Annotated in this window: 17 protein-coding genes, 1 pseudogene and 1 riboswitch; of the genes and pseudogenes, 3 read left to right on the plus strand and 15 right to left on the minus strand. The window is 42.4% G+C overall.

What is annotated here, in order from left to right:
* The 5 genes and pseudogenes from ribB to JCM19038_RS09255 form a co-directional block, all read right to left on the minus strand.
* Positions 1 to 1190: pseudogene (gene ribB / locus JCM19038_RS09235) on the minus strand (3,4-dihydroxy-2-butanone-4-phosphate synthase).
* A 58-nt stretch (positions 1191 to 1248) separates the two neighbouring features.
* Positions 1249 to 1782, minus strand: a complete 534-nt coding sequence (locus JCM19038_RS09240) for a riboflavin synthase (RefSeq protein ID WP_081831718.1) — start codon at positions 1780 to 1782, stop codon at positions 1249 to 1251.
* Complete coding sequence (ribD, locus tag JCM19038_RS09245; RefSeq protein ID WP_042417097.1) at positions 1763 to 2836, minus strand: bifunctional diaminohydroxyphosphoribosylaminopyrimidine deaminase/5-amino-6-(5-phosphoribosylamino)uracil reductase RibD; 1074 nt, start codon at positions 2834 to 2836, stop codon at positions 1763 to 1765. The genes JCM19038_RS09240 and ribD overlap by 20 nt, the downstream gene beginning before the upstream one ends.
* A 161-nt stretch (positions 2837 to 2997) precedes the next feature.
* A riboswitch (FMN riboswitch) is annotated at positions 2998 to 3145 on the minus strand.
* 159 nt (positions 3146 to 3304) lie between these two features.
* A complete protein-coding gene (locus tag JCM19038_RS09250) occupies positions 3305 to 3610 on the minus strand; it encodes an MTH1187 family thiamine-binding protein (RefSeq protein ID WP_042417100.1) in 306 nt (101 codons plus the stop codon).
* A gap of 79 nt (positions 3611 to 3689) precedes the next feature.
* On the minus strand, positions 3690 to 4310 hold the full coding sequence (locus JCM19038_RS09255; protein ID WP_152549389.1) for a hypothetical protein: 621 nt from the start codon (positions 4308 to 4310) through the stop codon (positions 3690 to 3692).
* Between the two features lie 186 nt (positions 4311 to 4496).
* Between JCM19038_RS09255 and JCM19038_RS09260 the strand changes: the two genes are divergently transcribed.
* Positions 4497 to 5855 (plus strand): sigma-54-dependent Fis family transcriptional regulator, encoded by a 1359-nt coding sequence (locus tag JCM19038_RS09260; RefSeq protein WP_042417106.1) that lies wholly within the window; start codon positions 4497 to 4499, stop codon positions 5853 to 5855.
* Positions 5856 to 5997: 142 nt separating this feature from the next.
* Complete coding sequence (locus tag JCM19038_RS09265) at positions 5998 to 7128, plus strand: acyl-CoA dehydrogenase family protein (protein WP_042417110.1); 1131 nt, start codon at positions 5998 to 6000, stop codon at positions 7126 to 7128.
* A 497-nt stretch (positions 7129 to 7625) separates the two neighbouring features.
* On the opposite strand, the gene JCM19038_RS24400 is transcribed toward JCM19038_RS09265, so the two are convergent.
* From JCM19038_RS24400 to JCM19038_RS09285, 7 genes are all read right to left on the minus strand, one after another.
* Complete coding sequence (locus JCM19038_RS24400; protein ID WP_307190002.1) at positions 7626 to 8399, minus strand: AMP-binding protein; 774 nt, start codon at positions 8397 to 8399, stop codon at positions 7626 to 7628.
* Positions 8381 to 9094 (minus strand): class I adenylate-forming enzyme family protein, encoded by a 714-nt coding sequence (locus JCM19038_RS24405; RefSeq protein ID WP_081831719.1) that lies wholly within the window; start codon positions 9092 to 9094, stop codon positions 8381 to 8383. Before JCM19038_RS24405 ends, JCM19038_RS24400 begins: the two co-directional genes overlap by 19 nt.
* Positions 9001 to 9195: a hypothetical protein gene (locus tag JCM19038_RS22270; protein WP_052361340.1), complete on the minus strand. Its 195-nt coding sequence runs from the start codon at positions 9193 to 9195 to the stop codon at positions 9001 to 9003. The genes JCM19038_RS24405 and JCM19038_RS22270 overlap by 94 nt, the downstream gene beginning before the upstream one ends.
* Positions 9196 to 10359, minus strand: coding sequence for an acyl-CoA dehydrogenase family protein (locus JCM19038_RS09275; protein WP_042417114.1), 1164 nt, complete (start codon positions 10357 to 10359; stop codon positions 9196 to 9198).
* A gap of 113 nt (positions 10360 to 10472) precedes the next feature.
* Positions 10473 to 12038, minus strand: coding sequence for a TRAP transporter fused permease subunit (locus JCM19038_RS09280; RefSeq protein ID WP_081831720.1), 1566 nt, complete (start codon positions 12036 to 12038; stop codon positions 10473 to 10475).
* Positions 12038 to 12457, minus strand: a complete 420-nt coding sequence (locus tag JCM19038_RS20695; protein ID WP_052361344.1) for a hypothetical protein — start codon at positions 12455 to 12457, stop codon at positions 12038 to 12040. The genes JCM19038_RS09280 and JCM19038_RS20695 overlap by 1 nt, the downstream gene beginning before the upstream one ends.
* Complete coding sequence (locus tag JCM19038_RS09285) at positions 12447 to 13469, minus strand: TAXI family TRAP transporter solute-binding subunit (protein ID WP_042417117.1); 1023 nt, start codon at positions 13467 to 13469, stop codon at positions 12447 to 12449. Before JCM19038_RS09285 ends, JCM19038_RS20695 begins: the two co-directional genes overlap by 11 nt.
* A gap of 249 nt (positions 13470 to 13718) precedes the next feature.
* On the opposite strand from JCM19038_RS09285, the gene JCM19038_RS09290 reads away from it, so the two are divergent.
* Positions 13719 to 14648, plus strand: coding sequence for a patatin-like phospholipase family protein (locus tag JCM19038_RS09290; RefSeq protein ID WP_042417120.1), 930 nt, complete (start codon positions 13719 to 13721; stop codon positions 14646 to 14648).
* Here JCM19038_RS09290 and JCM19038_RS09295 read toward each other — a convergent pair.
* The 3 genes from JCM19038_RS09295 to JCM19038_RS24410 all read right to left on the minus strand — a co-directional run bounded on the left by JCM19038_RS09295 (position 14630) and on the right by JCM19038_RS24410 (position 17052).
* Positions 14630 to 15499 (minus strand): cation diffusion facilitator family transporter, encoded by an 870-nt coding sequence (locus JCM19038_RS09295; RefSeq protein WP_042417123.1) that lies wholly within the window; start codon positions 15497 to 15499, stop codon positions 14630 to 14632. The two genes, JCM19038_RS09290 and JCM19038_RS09295, sit on opposite strands and share 19 nt — an antisense overlap.
* A 261-nt stretch (positions 15500 to 15760) precedes the next feature.
* Positions 15761 to 16642, minus strand: a complete 882-nt coding sequence (locus tag JCM19038_RS09300; protein WP_052361346.1) for an ABC transporter substrate-binding protein — start codon at positions 16640 to 16642, stop codon at positions 15761 to 15763.
* A complete protein-coding gene (locus JCM19038_RS24410) occupies positions 16642 to 17052 on the minus strand; it encodes an extracellular solute-binding protein (protein ID WP_052361347.1) in 411 nt (136 codons plus the stop codon). Before JCM19038_RS24410 ends, JCM19038_RS09300 begins: the two co-directional genes overlap by 1 nt.
* Positions 17053 to 17073: the final 21 nt, after the last annotated feature.

The following is a 17073-nucleotide window of genomic DNA, read 5'->3' on the forward strand; positions in this document are numbered from 1 at the left end:
TTAGGGAATTAAATGCCCAAGCTTTTCTTGTTTTGTCGTCACATAGCGTTCATTTGCCGGGTAAATCGTCGGTTTCGTATGAATGACTTGGTGGACGTAAATACCTTGTGACTTTATACTTTCTACTTTCTCTGGATTGTTCGTAATCAGTGAGATCGCATCGACCCCAAGCTCGTGTAAGATATTCCCAGCTATCGAGAAGTCGCGTTCATCCGCTTTGAACCCAAGCTTTTCATTGGCTTCCACCGTATCTAAGCCACCTTTTTGCAACTCATACGCTTTAATTTTCTCGAATAAGCCAATGCCCCTTCCTTCTTGACGCAAGTAGAGCAGAATGGCCGTTTCCTCACGCTGCATCGCGTCGAGCGTTTGATGAAGTTGCTCTCCGCAGTCGCAATGTTTGGAATGAAATAAATCACCCGTAAGGCACTCAGAATGAATGCGTGTCGTAATCGGCCCTGCATCCGTAAGTGAACCTTTCACTAACGCCATATGCTCTTTATGGTCGTCTGTTTTAAAAATATAAATCTGGAACGTGCCATATTCAGTTTCAAGCTCTGTTTCCGTCGTTTCAGCGATGGATGCTGCCTGTCGTTGGCGGTATTCGATTAACCGTTCAATTGATATGATTGGAATTTCGTGTTTTTGAGAGAATTCCAAGAGCTCTGGCACTCTTGCCATCGTTCCGTCTTCGTTCATAATTTCGCAGATCACACCCACTTCTTTTGCACCCGAAAGCCTCGCGAGGTCAACCGTTGCTTCGGTGTGGCCTGCTCGTTCTAGTACGCCATTATTCTTTGCAATGAGAGGAAAGATGTGCCAGGACGCTGTATATCAAACCGGGAGGTTTCATCGTTCGCTAGTGCTTGAATTGTCGTTGCCCGTTCTTCAGCTGAGATTCCTGTCGTACTTGACGCATGATCCACACTAATCGTAAAAGCTGTTTCATGTGGGTCGGTTGATTCATCTGTCATGAGTGGCAAGCGCAAGCGCCTCGCAATCGCTTTTGTAATCGGGGCACAAATGAGTCCACGTGCATGTGTCGCCATAAAATTGACGGTCTCGGTCGTAATTCGATCACCAAGTGCGACTAAATCGCCTTCATTTTCACGGTCTTCACGATCACAGACGATGACCATTCCTCCAGCTCGTAACGTAACAATTGCTTCGTCAATCGTATGGAAAGTCATGAGGTTCTCCTTTCGAGTAACTTCTCCACGTATTTCCCAAGTTGGTCAACCTCAAGATTCACTGATCTCCGACCATTATGGTTTGAAATTGTGTCACGTCTTTTGTATGAGGAATGATGGATACAGTCATCACGTTCTCCTTAATATCTGCAATTGTTAAACTTGTGCCGTTGATTGCAACCGAACCTTTTTTTATCATGTACTTCGTCAATTGTTCTGGAACAACGACTTCATAAAGGGTTGAACCTTCTAACTCCTTAATCTGTTGAATGGTTCCCGTTCCATCTACATGGCCTGCAACAAAATGTCCGCCGACGCGATCGTTCATACGCATCGATCTTTCAAGATTCACAGTATTACCTTTATTCAAATGGTTCAGTGTTGAATGTTGTAATGTTTCTTGCATAATGTCTGCTGTAAATGTCGTCTTCGTGTGCGTACGAACGGTCAAACAAACGCCAGAAACAGAGATGCTGTCACCAATTTGAACATCCTCTAATACGACGTTTGCCCGGATAATTACCGTTATCGAATCATGAAACGTCTCAAGTTCATCAATCGTGCCAACCTCTTCAACAATGCCTGTAAACATCCTCTTCACCTACGATCGCTGTTATTTTTATATCTCCATCAAAGTGTTCAATACGCTCATATGTCACTTGAAGTGCATCGTTAAGCTGTAAAGCACCACTGCCTGCTATAAAACCATGAGCACCTGCTCCACCAATTAGCTTCGGAGCTAGATAAGTAATCGTTCTTTGTACAACACGATCCGTAAAGAAAGCACCATGGATCGTTGCTCCACCTTCCACCAATAACGATGTAATGTTGCGATTCCCTAAGTCTTGTAAAACAGATTCGGGTGTTACTTTTGAAAGTGTAACGATTTGTTTTGTTGTTTCAAAAACTGACGGTTGTTCTGTATAAATAATCGTTGGATAAGTGTCGGTTAATAACTTTGAGTTCCTTGGAATGCGTAAATTGCGATCCAAAACGACTCGAATTGGTTGCACGTAAGGATCTCTAGATGTAAGTGCTGGATTGTCTTGAATCACCGTCTCAACCCCAACGAGAATGGCATCATGATTCTTTCTTTCGACATGGCCATCACTTCGTGAAGCTGAGCTTGTAATCCACTGACTTTCCCCTTGTGAGGTAGCCGTCTTGCCATCCAATGAACCAGCCATCTTCAATGTGACGTAAGGCTTTTTCGTTTTCATCCAGTGAATATACGTGCGATTCATACGTCTTGCCTCTTCTTCAAGCACACCAACGTCAACAGTAATGCCCGAACGCTCAAGTACTCTCACACTCTTCCCTTGCATTACAGGATTTGGATCAAGCATGGCGATGACGACTTGGGATACATTTGCTTGAATAATTGCTGTTGTACACGGTCCCGTTCGTCCCCTATGTTGACACGGCTCTAACGTGACATAGAGCGTTGATCCTCTCGCTCGTTCACCAGCCATTTGCAGGGCGTGGACTTCAGCGTGAGCTTCCCCCGCTCGTAAATGTGCACCGACACCAACAATTTCACCTTCGTTCACAATGACTGCACCGACCGTCGGATTTGGAGACGTTTGTCCACTCACCATCTTGGCTTGCTCTAAAGCCAAATTCATATACTCATTCTGATTAGACATGTTCTCCCTTTCCTCTACACCTCTAAATTGGCATCAAAAAAACTTCCTGAAGAAAACTTCAGGAAGTTTAAGAAATCGTTAAAGTGAGCACCTACGTATACACGTGTGCCATTCGTACGGTATAACAAATAAGCTAAGCATACTCGCTCAGTTGTACCGCTTCCTCACTTCTCCCATCCAGACTTTAACTGTCGGCTCTGGAGTTTCACCAGATCCACCGAATCGAAAACATTCGACCCGGGTCACGGACTGAAAGGCTATCGCCTTATCACCGCCGGTAGGGAATTTCACCCTGCCCCGAAGTTGTAGATCTATAAAATTGTATACACACACTATACGACTCGCATTCAGAAAAATCAATAGACATTTTTAAACTAATTTCTATCGTTGCTCATTTATTCGATACGTCACCTTTACTATTCAAATAAAATAAGCATAGGTTAAAACCTATGCTTAACAGGTCAAAATCTACGCTTTCTGAGATTGTACAGATTGCTTTTTACCTTCGATGCTATGCTCTTTTCCGTCTCTGCGATCATCGATCCGAACGTTCATCGAAATCCGTTCCCAATCTCGATTTACAGCTGTCTTGTGTAGCTCTTGCAAAACAACCCATAAATCGTTCATCTCGCCTTCAATGATCGTACTCATCGATGTTTTTTCATACGTAATACTATCATATCGATCTAACACTTCATGAAAATGAGCGATTTCTTGTGAAAAACTCGCTGTTCCTTCTCCGCTTGGAGTTAATGTCACATCTGCAAATCCCATGAGTGAACCCTCCGTTTTATAGAATGAACGTGATTGTAGTTGGCTTTACCCCTCTGGCTTTTCTCTAAAACTGAGAAAGTTAATCTTGTGTCCACTCTTCAACGCTCATGACTCCTGCCCATTCATCTTCAGCAGAAAACACGACCTTCTGATCTTCATAGATAAACTCCCCACGCCACTCTCCAATCGTTGAGAACGACAACTCCTGTGAATCTTCATGACCGACTGGACTAACTTGCGCGGTTAATTCATGCCACTCAAGTCCTGGTACCATTCCCGTGATAAATGACGCTTCTTGATCGATCCCTGCAAAACTTGAAAACTCCTCATCCTCTGCGAGAGCTAGGTCAACGTTACTTTCCTCTAGCTCATAAGCAAATGAAAAATGACGCGTAATGTGAAACGGATGATCATTTTCATCAGGGTCATATTGAGTTTCCAATTCTACAGAAGTTGTACCGCCAGCTCTTAATCGGTGCGGCGGATTAGATAGAGAGACGGATTCCGCTTTTTCTTCATCAAGGGATTCTCGAATGTACATCAGCATATGTTCCACTTGTTCAACGTCTAATTCCAATAACTCTTCTGGTTCTACTTCTGTGGCTTCCTCTGTAGCCATTGTGATTGCGTATTTTTCACCCAATTGATGTACTTGTTGCTCCCCTTGGTTGCACCCACTAAGTGCGACCACGCCTATCAAAACAATGACCCAAGTCGGATATCGAATTGTTAATCCCTCTACAAAAAGTCTTATTATTAGAATATTCAATCAATCACACTTGTTAAACTTAGTGCTGGTGACCCTTCGATGTTTTTACATATTTCTGAACATAATAATTCCTTTCGTGATAAACTAATACCATTATGAAAACGTAGAGGTGACTGTATGCACCACCTTACCATGCTTAATGAAGTAGATTTCATGAGAGGCATCGACCAATCGTATGTAGGCATTCTACTTTCTGACTTAGAAGGCCGAATTTTTTATGCGAATGAACGGGTTTCGGAGATTTCTGGTGCACCCCTTCATGAAATAGTAGGTAAAACGCCAAAGGAAATGGAAGAAGCAGGAATTATTATTAAACAATCGATGGAAGTGCTTCAAAAAAATCCGCTCACAATTTTTCAAAAGCTACATAATGATGCGAAAGTGTTCATTACGAGTAAGCCGGTTTACCGCAGTAATGGTGAGATTCAATGTTTCATTGCAAATTATTACGACCTCTCTTCTTTAAATCATTTGTACACCGAGCACATGCGAAATATGGAAATGAACTATACCGAATTAAAGCAACTTCGCTCACAGTTTTTACATACGGATGATTGGATTGGTGAATCCCAAAGCACGAAGCAACTGCAAGATCTCGTTACAAAAGTCGCGAACACAGATGCCGTTATTACAATTATTGGTGAATCTGGTGTCGGTAAAGAGATTATTGCTAAAAATATTCACAAACAAAGCAACCGTCACCATGCTGCTTACATTCAAATTAACTGCGGAGCAATTCCTGAGAACTTGATTGAATCTGAACTCTTTGGATATGAAAAAGGCGCATTTACAGGCGCACAATCGTCACATGAAGGACTACTCGAAGCCGCAAATGGTGGCACATTGTTGCTAGATGAAATCGGAGAAATGCCATTACATTTGCAAGTTAAATTACTACGCGTCTTACAGACCAATGAAGTCACCCGCGTCGGTGGAACGAAACCAAGAAAGTTAGACGTACGGTTCATAGCCGCTACAAACAAAAATTTAGATGACCTCGTACAAGCAGGCCAGTTTCGAGTAGATCTTTATTATCGCTTACAAGTAATTCCGATATCGATTCCACCGTTACGGGAACGAAAAAAAGATATCCGTCCACTCGTCGACTACTTTTTAGCGAAATATAATCGTAAATACCATAAGGAGAATGTTGTGACAGATGACGTGATTGAAGCCTTTTATCATTACAGTTGGCCAGGTAACATCCGGCAACTGGAAAACCTTCTTGAACATTTAGTCATCCTAACTGAGCGTCCTGAAATCGATGTTGATTCCCTACCGAGTGAGATCCGCCAGAACCTTGAACCCTCGACGTTAGCCGGACCAATTCATTCATTAAAGCATGTCAAAGAACAAGCAGAAAAAGAGCACATTCAAAAGGTGCTTCGTCACAGCCCATCCATTCGTGAAGCTGCCAAAGTTCTTCGCGTTGATCACTCGACGCTAGTTAGAAAGATTCAGCGGTACGAGTTGTAACAAAGTCCGGTGCAGTATCACACCGGGTTTTGGTGCTTTTTTTCACCACCCCATCAATTTATGCTGACGCATTCACATCATGAAGTGGCATATTTTTTGCATTTTATAATCTCAAACTTACAACAAAGGAGTTTGCTAACTAATGTTACTTGAAGAACAAAAAATGATGAAAGACGTTGCGAAAAAAATCGCTCGTGACGTCGTTGCTAAACATGCTGAAGAAGTCGACCGACTCGGTGAAATGCCGTGGGAAAACATCCGAGTCCTCGCTGAAAATGGGTTATTTGGTGTTCATGTACCTGAAGAATACGGCGGAGCAGGTAGCGACATGTTAAGTCACGTTGCCGTTATCGAAGAAATTGCCGGTGCCTGTGCTTCAACAAGCGTTGCACTGTCTACACAAGCATTAACGATGGCTCCATTCTTACTTGCAGGAACCGAAGAACAAAAACAGAAATACATTCCACGTCTTGCAAAGGGAGAAGTTCTCGGATCATTTGGAATTACAGAACCTTCTTCTGGTTCAGACGTTTCAAGTTTAACGACAACAGCAACAAAAGATGGCGATGATTATCTTTTAAATGGCCAGAAAGTGTTTATTACAAATGCCGGTGAATCAGAAATTTATGTGTTCGTAACGAGAACATCCGAGGACCGTACAAATGGCATCACACTGTTCATTGCTGAAAAAGGAACGGAAGGACTCACGTTTGGAAACAAAGAAGATAAGATGGGCATTCGTGGCTCTGTCACTCGCGAAGTGTTTCTAGACAATGTCCGTGTTCCGAAGGAGAATATGCTTGGAGAAGAAGGTAAAGGCTTTAAAATACTCATGAATGTCTTTAATGAGACCCGTCCTGTCGTTGGTGCACAAGCGGTTGGGATCGCGAAAGGTGCGTATGATTATGCGATTGATTACGTTAAAAATCGCAAACAGTTCGGGAAAACGTTAGACAACTTCCAAATGATCCAAGCGATGGCGGCAGATATGCGTATGAAGATTGAAGCCGCAAGACTTCTCGTCTATCAAGCAGCTACAAAGCTCGATCAAGGTGAACAAGACGTTGCTCTACACTCTTCCATGGCGAAATGCTTTGCTTCTGATATGGCCATGAGTGTCACGACAGATGCGGTTCAACTCCTTGGTGGCTATGGGTTCATTAAAGAATATCCAGTAGAACGAATGATGCGTGATGCTAAAATCACTCAGATTTATGAAGGAACAAATCAAATCCAGCGTGTCATTATCGGCAACTATATTTTTAAATCATAACAACCATTTATCCCCCCCTTGCAAAAGCATATATTTACTTGCAGGGGCTTTTAATTTCCCGTATAAGAACATGTTAACCACCAGGATTTTCGCTACATGGCTTCATAAGAAGTTTCTATCCTTAACAATTATCAAATATCACAACTTTCAATCTTATGTTACGCTGACTACTAGCTTCAGAAACGATGCTTAATGTAAGAGAAAGGAGCGATACTTATGACGAATAAACGGGGTGGCGCATTTCAAACCCCAGCAGGAGTGTCGGCACTAACAGCAGGTTTGTGTTTCTAGTGCTAGGGTTTCCTTTCTTTTATTTAGTTGATCTCCCGTCACCGTACCATACAATTGTAACCGTCATAATTACTACACTTGGTGTTTTCACAGGGGTATTTGTATCTAACAAAGTATACCCCCGTAATAAATAGAAAAGCCCATAATAACTGGGCTTTTCTATTTATTACAATCAACCTGACTTCATATTCTCACGCTAAAACTCTTTAATTACCATTCGCTTTAAGGCGTTCACGATGCTCTTCAGCTAACTTGCGTCGTAATACTTTACCGACGTTTGTTTTCGGCAATTCTTTACGGAACTCAATCATTTTGGGAACTTTGTAGGCGGCAAGCCGTTCTTTACACCAAGCTCTTAACCCTTCTACTGTGAGTGCTGTTCCTTTTGTCAAGACGACAGATGCTGCTAACGTTTCACCGCGGTAACGGTCAGGTATACCGTACACACTAACTTCGAGAATGGACTCATGCGTGTACAGAACATCTTCGACTTCATTTGGATAAATGTTATAGCCACTACCAATGACCATTTCTTTCTTTCGTCCGACAATGTAGTAATAACCATCTTCATCGACGGTTGCAATATCACCGGTTGCGAGCCATCCATCTTGCAATTGCATCGCGGTTGACTCTACGTCTCGAAAGTAGCCTTTCATCACTTGAGGACCTTTGATAAGGAGTTCCCCTGCTTCATTTATTCCAAGATCCTCACCATGATCGACATGAATAATGCGACACTCAGTATCTGGTAGTGGAATGCCGATGCTACCGATTTTTCTTAGACCGATAAAAGGATTACGATGTGTCGTTGGAGACGACTCTGATAATCCATAGCCTTCTGAAATAACACCACCATCACTTAATCTCTCCATTTGACGAATGATTTCTACTGGCATAGGCGCACTGCCACTCGTCATCACTTTAAAACTCTTTAAATGGACGGGATGCTCTTTTGCATAGTCTAAAATACTAATATAGATCGTCGGAACCGCTGGAAAGTACGTCGCTCATACGTTTCAATTAAACGTAAGCCTTGTTCCACATTCCATTTTCTCATCGTTACGATCGTTGCACCCGCGTACAAACCTTGATTCATCACGCTCGACATACCGAGTACGTGATAAAACGGCGATACACCTAAAAACACTTCTTCGCCCCTTTCATACGTGCCATGTGCAAAGGCAAACGTCTGAACAACATTGGCCATTAAGTTGCGATGCGTTAACATCGCTCCCTTTGGAATGCCCGTTGTCCCACCAGTAAATTGAATGACAGCAACATCTTCACTTGCATTAACTGTCACTTCTGGTAAGCTGACACGTTCAAGATTTTCATTTGTACCTGTGCTTAGTTCTTCGTCAACGAATAAACACTGTAGCTTCAACGGTTCAACCTTCTCTTTATGAATCGACTCCCCAATCCATAAACAAGGCTCAGCAATCGAATACATATGACTTAACTCTTCGCGCTGATAACCTGGGTTCACTTGTACGACAATGGCACCGAGTCGAAGAATTGCATAATAAGAAAGGACATATTCGACGCAATTTGGGAGCATGAGCATCACGCGATCGCCTTGTTTCACGCCTCTAGCTGCAAGGAGCGTCGACAAATGTAGCGTCTGTTTGTAGAGCGTATCATAGGAGAATTCTCTGCCGTCATCAATAACCGCAATGCATCCCGATACGTTACGGCACTCTCTTCTAAAAACTGAAACAAAGAACCTTCTGGTATTTGATCGATGACGCTATTCTGTTTCGTTACGGATGGATTCATTTAGTTCGTAACCTTTGCTTGTTGTTTAAGTAACTGCTTTGCAATGATTACTCGTTGAATTTCATTCGTCCCTTCATAAATCTTCGTAATTCTTGCATCGCGATAGTAACGCTCTGCTGGGTACTCTGCCATGTAACCCATACCACCATGGATTTGAACTGCCTTATCAGCAACACGGTTATACACATCTGTTGCGAACAATTTCGCCATTGAGCATTCTTGAATCGCTTTTTCTCCTTGGTCAAGAAGCCAAGCACCACGATAAGTTAAAGAACGAGCAGCTTCTGTTTCCGTTTTCATATCAGCAAGCATAAATTGCACAGCTTGTTGGTCAGCAATCGGCTTTCCGAACTGCTTACGCTCAAGCGCATACTCTGTTGATAACTCGATCAGTTTGTCGCATGATCCGACGGAACGAGCGCCAAGGCCAACTCGACCTTCACCAAGAATTGTCAAAGCGCTAACATACCCCATGCCTACTTCACCGATTACATTTTCAGCTGGAACTTCACAGTTTTCAAAGACAACTTGTGCTGTTTTTGAACCTCTCAGTCCCATTTTCTTATCCGGCTTACCGATTGTAATTCCTGGAAAGTCACGTTCTACAACAAAGGCTGTAATGCCACCTTTGGCGCCTTTTTCACGATCAGTCAATGCAAAGACAGTGAAAACATCAGCAAACGGGGCGTTCGTTATGAAATGCTTTGTCCCATTTAAAATCCAGTGATCGCCTCTTTTTTCAGCTGTCGTTGAGAGGTTCGTCGCATCAGAACCTGCCCCTGGCTCACTCAAAGCAAAACAAGCGATTTTATTGCCTGATGCTAGGTCTGGTAAGTACTTTTCCTTGAGGTGTTCGTTTGCAAGGCGCACGATTCCCATACTTCCGATTCCAGTATGAGCTCCAATTAATGATACATAGGCGTTATGTGTTCTGCCTAGTTGCTCTAAGACCGTACATTTCCCGACAGTGTTTAAGCCGATTCCACCATACTCTTCAGGAATGCTTAAACCGAATAATCCTAGCTCTTTAGACTTTTCAAGAAGATGAGCGGGGATTTCTTCATTTTCTTCGATTTCATTCGCGTAAGGATCAACCTCTTTATCTACGAAATTACGAATCATCGTTTTCATTTGTAAGTTTTCTTCTGTTAATTTAAAGTCCATCAAAAATTCCTCCTCAAATAATCTGAATCTGATTAAATATAATGCAAAAACGATGCCACCCGAAGACAGCCATCGCTCTGCAAATAGAAAACGTCAGTCAAGTCAAAATTGAGTTAGTGGTTAAGTGATTGCTTACTCGCCTTAAGATCTGTCGAATTGCCTTTCTTCCATTGATAGACAAAGATTCCAATAACGAGTGCAATTCCAATCAAATCAGTATAAATCTCTTGGTATACGAGCAAGATCGCAGACACAAGAAGAATTAAGCGTTCGACGATGTTCACTCGTTTTAACACACAACCTTCAACAAAGGCAGCAAAGGCAACAAGTCCTAACGTTGCTGTGAAAATACCGAACACGATATCAAACGTACTTCCTTCTAACGAAAGTGCAGGATTATAGACAAGCATATACGGTAGAATAAATCCTGCCATCCCAATTCGTAACGAGTAAACAGAAGTTTTAAGTGGATTACTACCCGCAATCCCTGCCGTAATAAAGGAGGTAATTGCTACTGGTGGCGTAATTCCAGAAAAGATCCCAAAGTAGAACACAAAGAAATGTGCAACGATTACTGGAACATCGAGTTGTACGAGTGCACCTGCTGCTACTGTTGCTAAAATGACGTATGCAGACACCGTTGGCATACCCATTCCAAGAATGATACAGGCAATCATAATCATAAGAAGCATAGGAAGAAGCTGACCACCTGACAAGTCAATGGCGAATCTAGAGAAACTCATTCCTAGTCCGGTCATAATAACCGAGCCTGCAATTATCCCTGCACCTGCACAAGCCATCACAGTTGGAATTGCATTTTTTATTCCTGCCTCAAGTGCAGCTAAAACAGAGAGTAAATTCAATCGACTTTCTTTTCTGAATAGACTAAGTACAATCACTGAACCTAATGCCCAAAGCCCTGCTCTCATCGGGCTCGTTCCTAACACCATTAACACGATGATTAGCACGAGTGGAATAATTAAATACCCTTTTGTTAGCAGTATATGTTTCAAATTCGGTAGTTGCTTTCTTGGTATACCTTCTAATCCTAGTCTTCTTGCTTGGAAATAGATTACAGCACCTACTACAGTGAAAAACAACAACGCTGGTATTAATGCGTAAGCCGCAATCTCAATGTAAGGAATTCCTGTAAACTCTGCCATAACAAAGGCTGCTGCCCCCATAATTGGTGGCATAATTTGTCCACCTTGAGAAGATACAGCTTCTACACCAGCAGCAAATGTCCGATTATAGCCTACTTGCTTCATGAGCGGGATTGTAAATGGGCCTGTCATCGAAGCATTTGCTGCCCCGTTCCCAGTAATGGTCGCAAGCAATCCACTGGAAAGAACCGAAGCAAGTGCAGGGCCGCCACGAATACGACCTGTTAATGCAAAGGCAAACTCAATGAAAAACTGTCCGACTCCAGTACGCATCATAAATGCTGCAAAGATTAAGAAAATGATAAGTACAGTAGAAGCGACATAAATTGGGTCACTAAAGATCCCATTCGTTGTAATAAACAACGCATCCGTCATTCTTCCATAGCTAAACCCTTGATGACCGAGAATACCTGGGAAAAGCGGACCAATAAAAATATACGCCCAAAAGAAAAGTGCCAAAACCGCCATCGCATGACCAATCGTACGGCGAACACCTTCTATGATTAAGAAGATCATTAATGTTGCGACAATCTGATCAAACGTTGATGATGCTCCTGACGTAGTGCAATGTCGGGATAAGCTAAAAACGCATGAATCAATAAGAAAATCGATAATACTAAAGGCAATACATCAAAAAGTAAGTGACCTTGTTTTTTTCCCTTTTTATACGGAAAACAAGCAAAACAGAGAATTAATCCGATTGAGGTGAAGATGGCGCGATGTTGCCATGCAGGGAATCCACCATACGCTGCATAATAAAGAACGTATATCGCGAGTCCAATCGCAATCGCCGCAATAATGAACCGTCGAATTCTTCTCCAGCCTACTTCTCCATCAGGGTTATTAAACGCACGTTCGATGTCTGTATTATTCTTTTCTTCTGCAACTTTTAAATCTATTTTCCCATCTGGCGTTAGCTTTAGTTTATTCGTCACGACTCACTCCCCCTTCAAATGCACCAACCTCCTCATAATAACGAAGTGCACCAGGATGGAAATTTTCCTCTGGGTCATCAATCACACTCACTGCCATCTCAGGATCAAACCATGCACCACGACTCGGTTGTTCTTCTTGAACTCGTTCAACGTGTTCCCAGATTTGTTTCGTCATCTCATAAACGAGATCTTCGTTCATATCTTTATTGACGACCATCATCGCCCAACTAGCAACTGTATTTACATCTTCCGTCTGGTTCGAATACGTTCCAGCTGGAATGCTTAAATCGGTTGAATACCCGTAACCACCTTCTTCGAGCGCTTCAAGCGCTTCGTCAGGAATTTCTAACAATCTGAGCGGACGCATCGCATCAACTTCTGTTAACGCGGGCACTCCAGGCCCACCGCCCTGTACAGTAAGATCAATCAAACCGTCTCGAAGTTGATTCGCTGCATCTCCGTAACCACCATAACTAATGGCTACATCATGCTCTTCTTCTAGAACTTCATGATCGTAACCCATCGCTTCAAACACTCTACGAAACGTTGCTTCACTTGCATCACCAGGGTTGCCATTAATGGCGTCTGCCCCGTGCATGAGAACATCATCGAGTGACTCATACGGACTATTCTCAAGTACTGCGAAATTCCACATCGTCGGGTAAAAAGCACCGAGTGCTCGTACATTTTCTTGAGGTTCCCCTTCAAAAGCCCCTCGACCATTTAGTGCATCGATGAAATCTGAAGCAAACGCAAATCCCGATTGCACGTCTCGTGCTGTGTTAACTTCACGAATGTTACCGATTGCCCCGCCTTCAACAACCGTCACTTGCAGTTCATCAATTTCATCAAGCCATATATCAGAGAATAACGTCGACAGAGGGTACCACCCAGATCCTGTCGGTCCTGAAATGTGTGCATGTTGATAATCGCTACGTTCACCGCCTAACTGGCAAGAACTTAACAATAAACTACATGTAAGTAATCCTACTCCAAGTTTTATCCTACTCACCTTCATCCTCCTCCTTTCTATCTGCATTACAGTAGATGCAAAATCCATACCAAATGAAAGCGCTTACTATAAAGGCGTTATTGTTGGATTTATAACTCATTATTGAATCGATAATTCAAATGTGGGTTGCGATCCGCCTTTCATATCATTTGACAACCTTTTCACCCATTTCTCGATAAAATGTTGCATATCCTTTCTGCATTTACCTTTATGGGATGAGCATATGCTAAAAAAAATGAGGTGAACTCTATGAAAGCTGATGGCGTTTTTGAAGGTGGAGGCATTCGTGGGATTGCGTTTGCAGGTGCCCTTCAAGCAATGGAAGAACATGATGTTGAATGGGTCCGGTTAGCAGGCACTTCAGTCGGCTCAATTATCGCTGCGCTCCTTGCTGCTGGATACTCAAGTCAAGAAATTCGTAAGCTATTACTCGACTTTGACTACCACCAACTTAAAGGACGCACATGGCTCAATCGCATTCCGATTATTGGAAACGTAATTCATTTATTTGTTCATTTAGGATTCTATAACAACGATTACTTGGAGCGATGGATTCATGAACGTCTTTTATCTAAAGGTGTTCAAACCTTTGCAGACTTACCAGAAGAACGACTAAAAATCATTGCCTCAGATATTACAAACGGTCAAATGATTGTATTTCCTGATGACCTGGACCGTTATGGCATTGATATCGAGCAGTTCAACATTTCAAAAGCGGTTGCGATGAGTACGTCACTTCCATTCTTTTATCGTCCTGTCGTTTGGCGTACAAACAGCGCTAAAAAATCCTATATTATTGATGGAGGGATTTTGAGTAATTTTCCAATTTGGTTATTTGACCGTGAAAATCCTGAATTTCCAACGTTCGGTTTCCATTTCGTCAAAGATGAAGTTCATGTACAAGCAACGATTGCAACTCCCATTCACCTTGCCAAAAGCATCTTCAAAACGATGATGCAAGCTCATGATATGAAGTACTTTACCGCATCCACTTCAGATCGTACGATTAAAATTCCAACCGGCGATATTACTGCTACTGACTTTGATCTATCAGAAGACATGCTTGCCTTCCTTTACCAATCGGGCTACGATTCCGCTAAGAAATTCCTGTCAAAATGGGATTTTGAAGCGCATAAACGAAAACGTATATTGGAAAAGACTCAAGACGGCTCAACGTGAACGAGGACACCTATCGCTTCATGTTCTTCAATCATTCGTTTTTCGACAGCTGTTGAAATGTTATGCGCATCGACAATATCAAGTCTACGATCAACTGCAATGACGACTTCCACTGCACTACTACTTCCATAATAACGCGCTTTCACTTCTTTGACTTGTTCAACTTCACTGATTGACAAGATCGTATTTCGAAAAGCTTGTAACTCCTGCTCCTGAAAACCATCGGTTAAGTGATACGTTGCTTTACGAAAAATGTCAAAGGCCGTCTTACAAATAATTCCACCGACAATGACCGCCAACACAACATCTAACCATGGCAATCCAAACTGTGCACCTAAAATTCCTAACGTTGCTGCAGCACTAACGAGCGCATCAGATAGGTTGTCTTTTGCAACAGATTGGATTGCTTGGCTTTTGATTTGTTTTCCTAACTTGGCGTTGTAGCGATACACACCCATCATTACAATGAAACTCACGGTCCCGACCCAAGCTGCTGTTGAATCAGGCTTGACCACTTCTCCTGAAAACAAGTTCATCATTGCTTCAAATAGTACGTGCAAACCGATCAGCATGATAATAAATGATGCGACAAGTGATGCGACTGTTTCTGCGCGAAAATGACCGTACGGATGATTGTGATCTGGTGGTCTTTGCGCAATACGTAATCCAATTAAAACTGCGATTGAAACGATAATATCCGTTGCATTGTTTAGACCATCTGCTCGTAAAGCGGCTGAACTTGTGATGTAAGCAACCCAAATCTTTACAACAGCTAGTAAAATATAGGTGACTAAACTTAAATATGCCCCTCGCTCACCGCGCTTCAAATCAGAATAACGCTTTTGTTCCATCGCTACTCCCCACCCTCACAATCTTGTAATCGAAGCTTAGCAAAGCCAAATCAAGTGGGTCTACAGAAACCTTTTTCTCCAAAAGCAAACCTATGTTGCATCGTAAACAATGTTGGTCAGTAGAAACTCCTTATGTATCAAAGGGTTCTAGATTGCTCCTGAACAAGTCCAATCAACTAAATGATCGAAAAACCGTATGAAAAATATTTTTACACACAAAAGAAGGAGGGACATGTAGACTGTCTCTCCTTCCTTCTGCCTTTAGTTCAATAACCCATTAATTCGTTCTGCCGCTTCATCAAGAGCTTCTTGAGTAGTAACGTCTTCTTGAATGAGTGCAGAGGTAATTGCGTCTCTTAGAATGTTTTGTGCTTCTGAATAGTTAGCGTTTAATGGTCTTGGTCCAGCATATTCTAATTGGTCTACAGCAACTTTAAATTGTGGAACTTCCTCATACAAAGCTTGCATCTCATCACTTTCAATGGCAGATTGTCTCATTGGTAAATACCCTGTGTTTTGGCTAGCTGTGATCGTTTGCTCTGGCTCAGTCATCCATTTGATAAATTCCCAAGCAGCTGCTTTTTCTTCTTCAGGATGACTCGAGATCATAACGAGATTCGCGCCACCTGTAGGCGTGCCAAATTGTTCGTTCTTCGGCATAAATGCAGTATTTAATTCGAAGCCATTTTCTTCGGCAATGGACATGTAATTCGTTAGATCTGCTGTTGAACTAAACGCCATTGCAGATTGTTGATTTGAGAAGTCTTGCAATGCGATTTGACCTGCTTCATCACCTGTTGGTACTTTAATGCTCCCACTGTCATACATCCCTTTAATGTAGTCGACTGCTTCAACGCCAGGTGCTTCATTAAAGCTAGCTTCTGTCTCATCTTCATTTAAGACCGACCCACCGCTTTGCTTAACAAAAGCCTCATAGAACCAGACGTTAACTGGCAGTGTGATCCCCACTCGACCTTCATCATTAGATAGCGTTTCTGAGTATTGCTCAAATTCTTCCCACGTTTGTGGACCTTCAGGGTCCAACCCTTCCTCTTCTAATAACGTCTTGTTTAAGTAAAGAATCGGTGTACTTCTTAAATATGGTAATCCGTAAATGCCATCATTGACGTAGGAATTGCCCATCAACCTTCGACAAAGTCATCTAAGTCTACATCATCATTTTCAATGTAAGGTGTCAAATCCTCGGTCATTCCTGCCTCAGCAAACGCCCCCATCGATGCAATTTCATTTAACGTGACGTGAGGCGCATTCCCTGCAGCAACACTTGCTTGTGTCTGTGAGTGAAGATCAGCATAATCCCCTTGATAATGGGCATTAACGACGATCTCATCTTGAGAAGCATTAAACTCTTCAACAAGCGCCTCGTTGTTCTCACCAATTTTGTCACCAAACGCATACCAAAATTCAATCTCTACCGGACCGTCTCCAGATGGCGTTGACTGTGCAGCACTCTCCTCTGACTCATTTGTACAACCTCCAAGAATAAGTGCTGCTGATGAAGCAATTGCAAATGCTAGTGGATAATTTCGCATCAGATGATGCCTCCTTTTACT

It is taken from the genome of Geomicrobium sp. JCM 19038 (genome assembly GCF_000698125.1).
GTDB lineage: Bacteria > Bacillota > Bacilli > Bacillales > Marinococcaceae > Geomicrobium_A.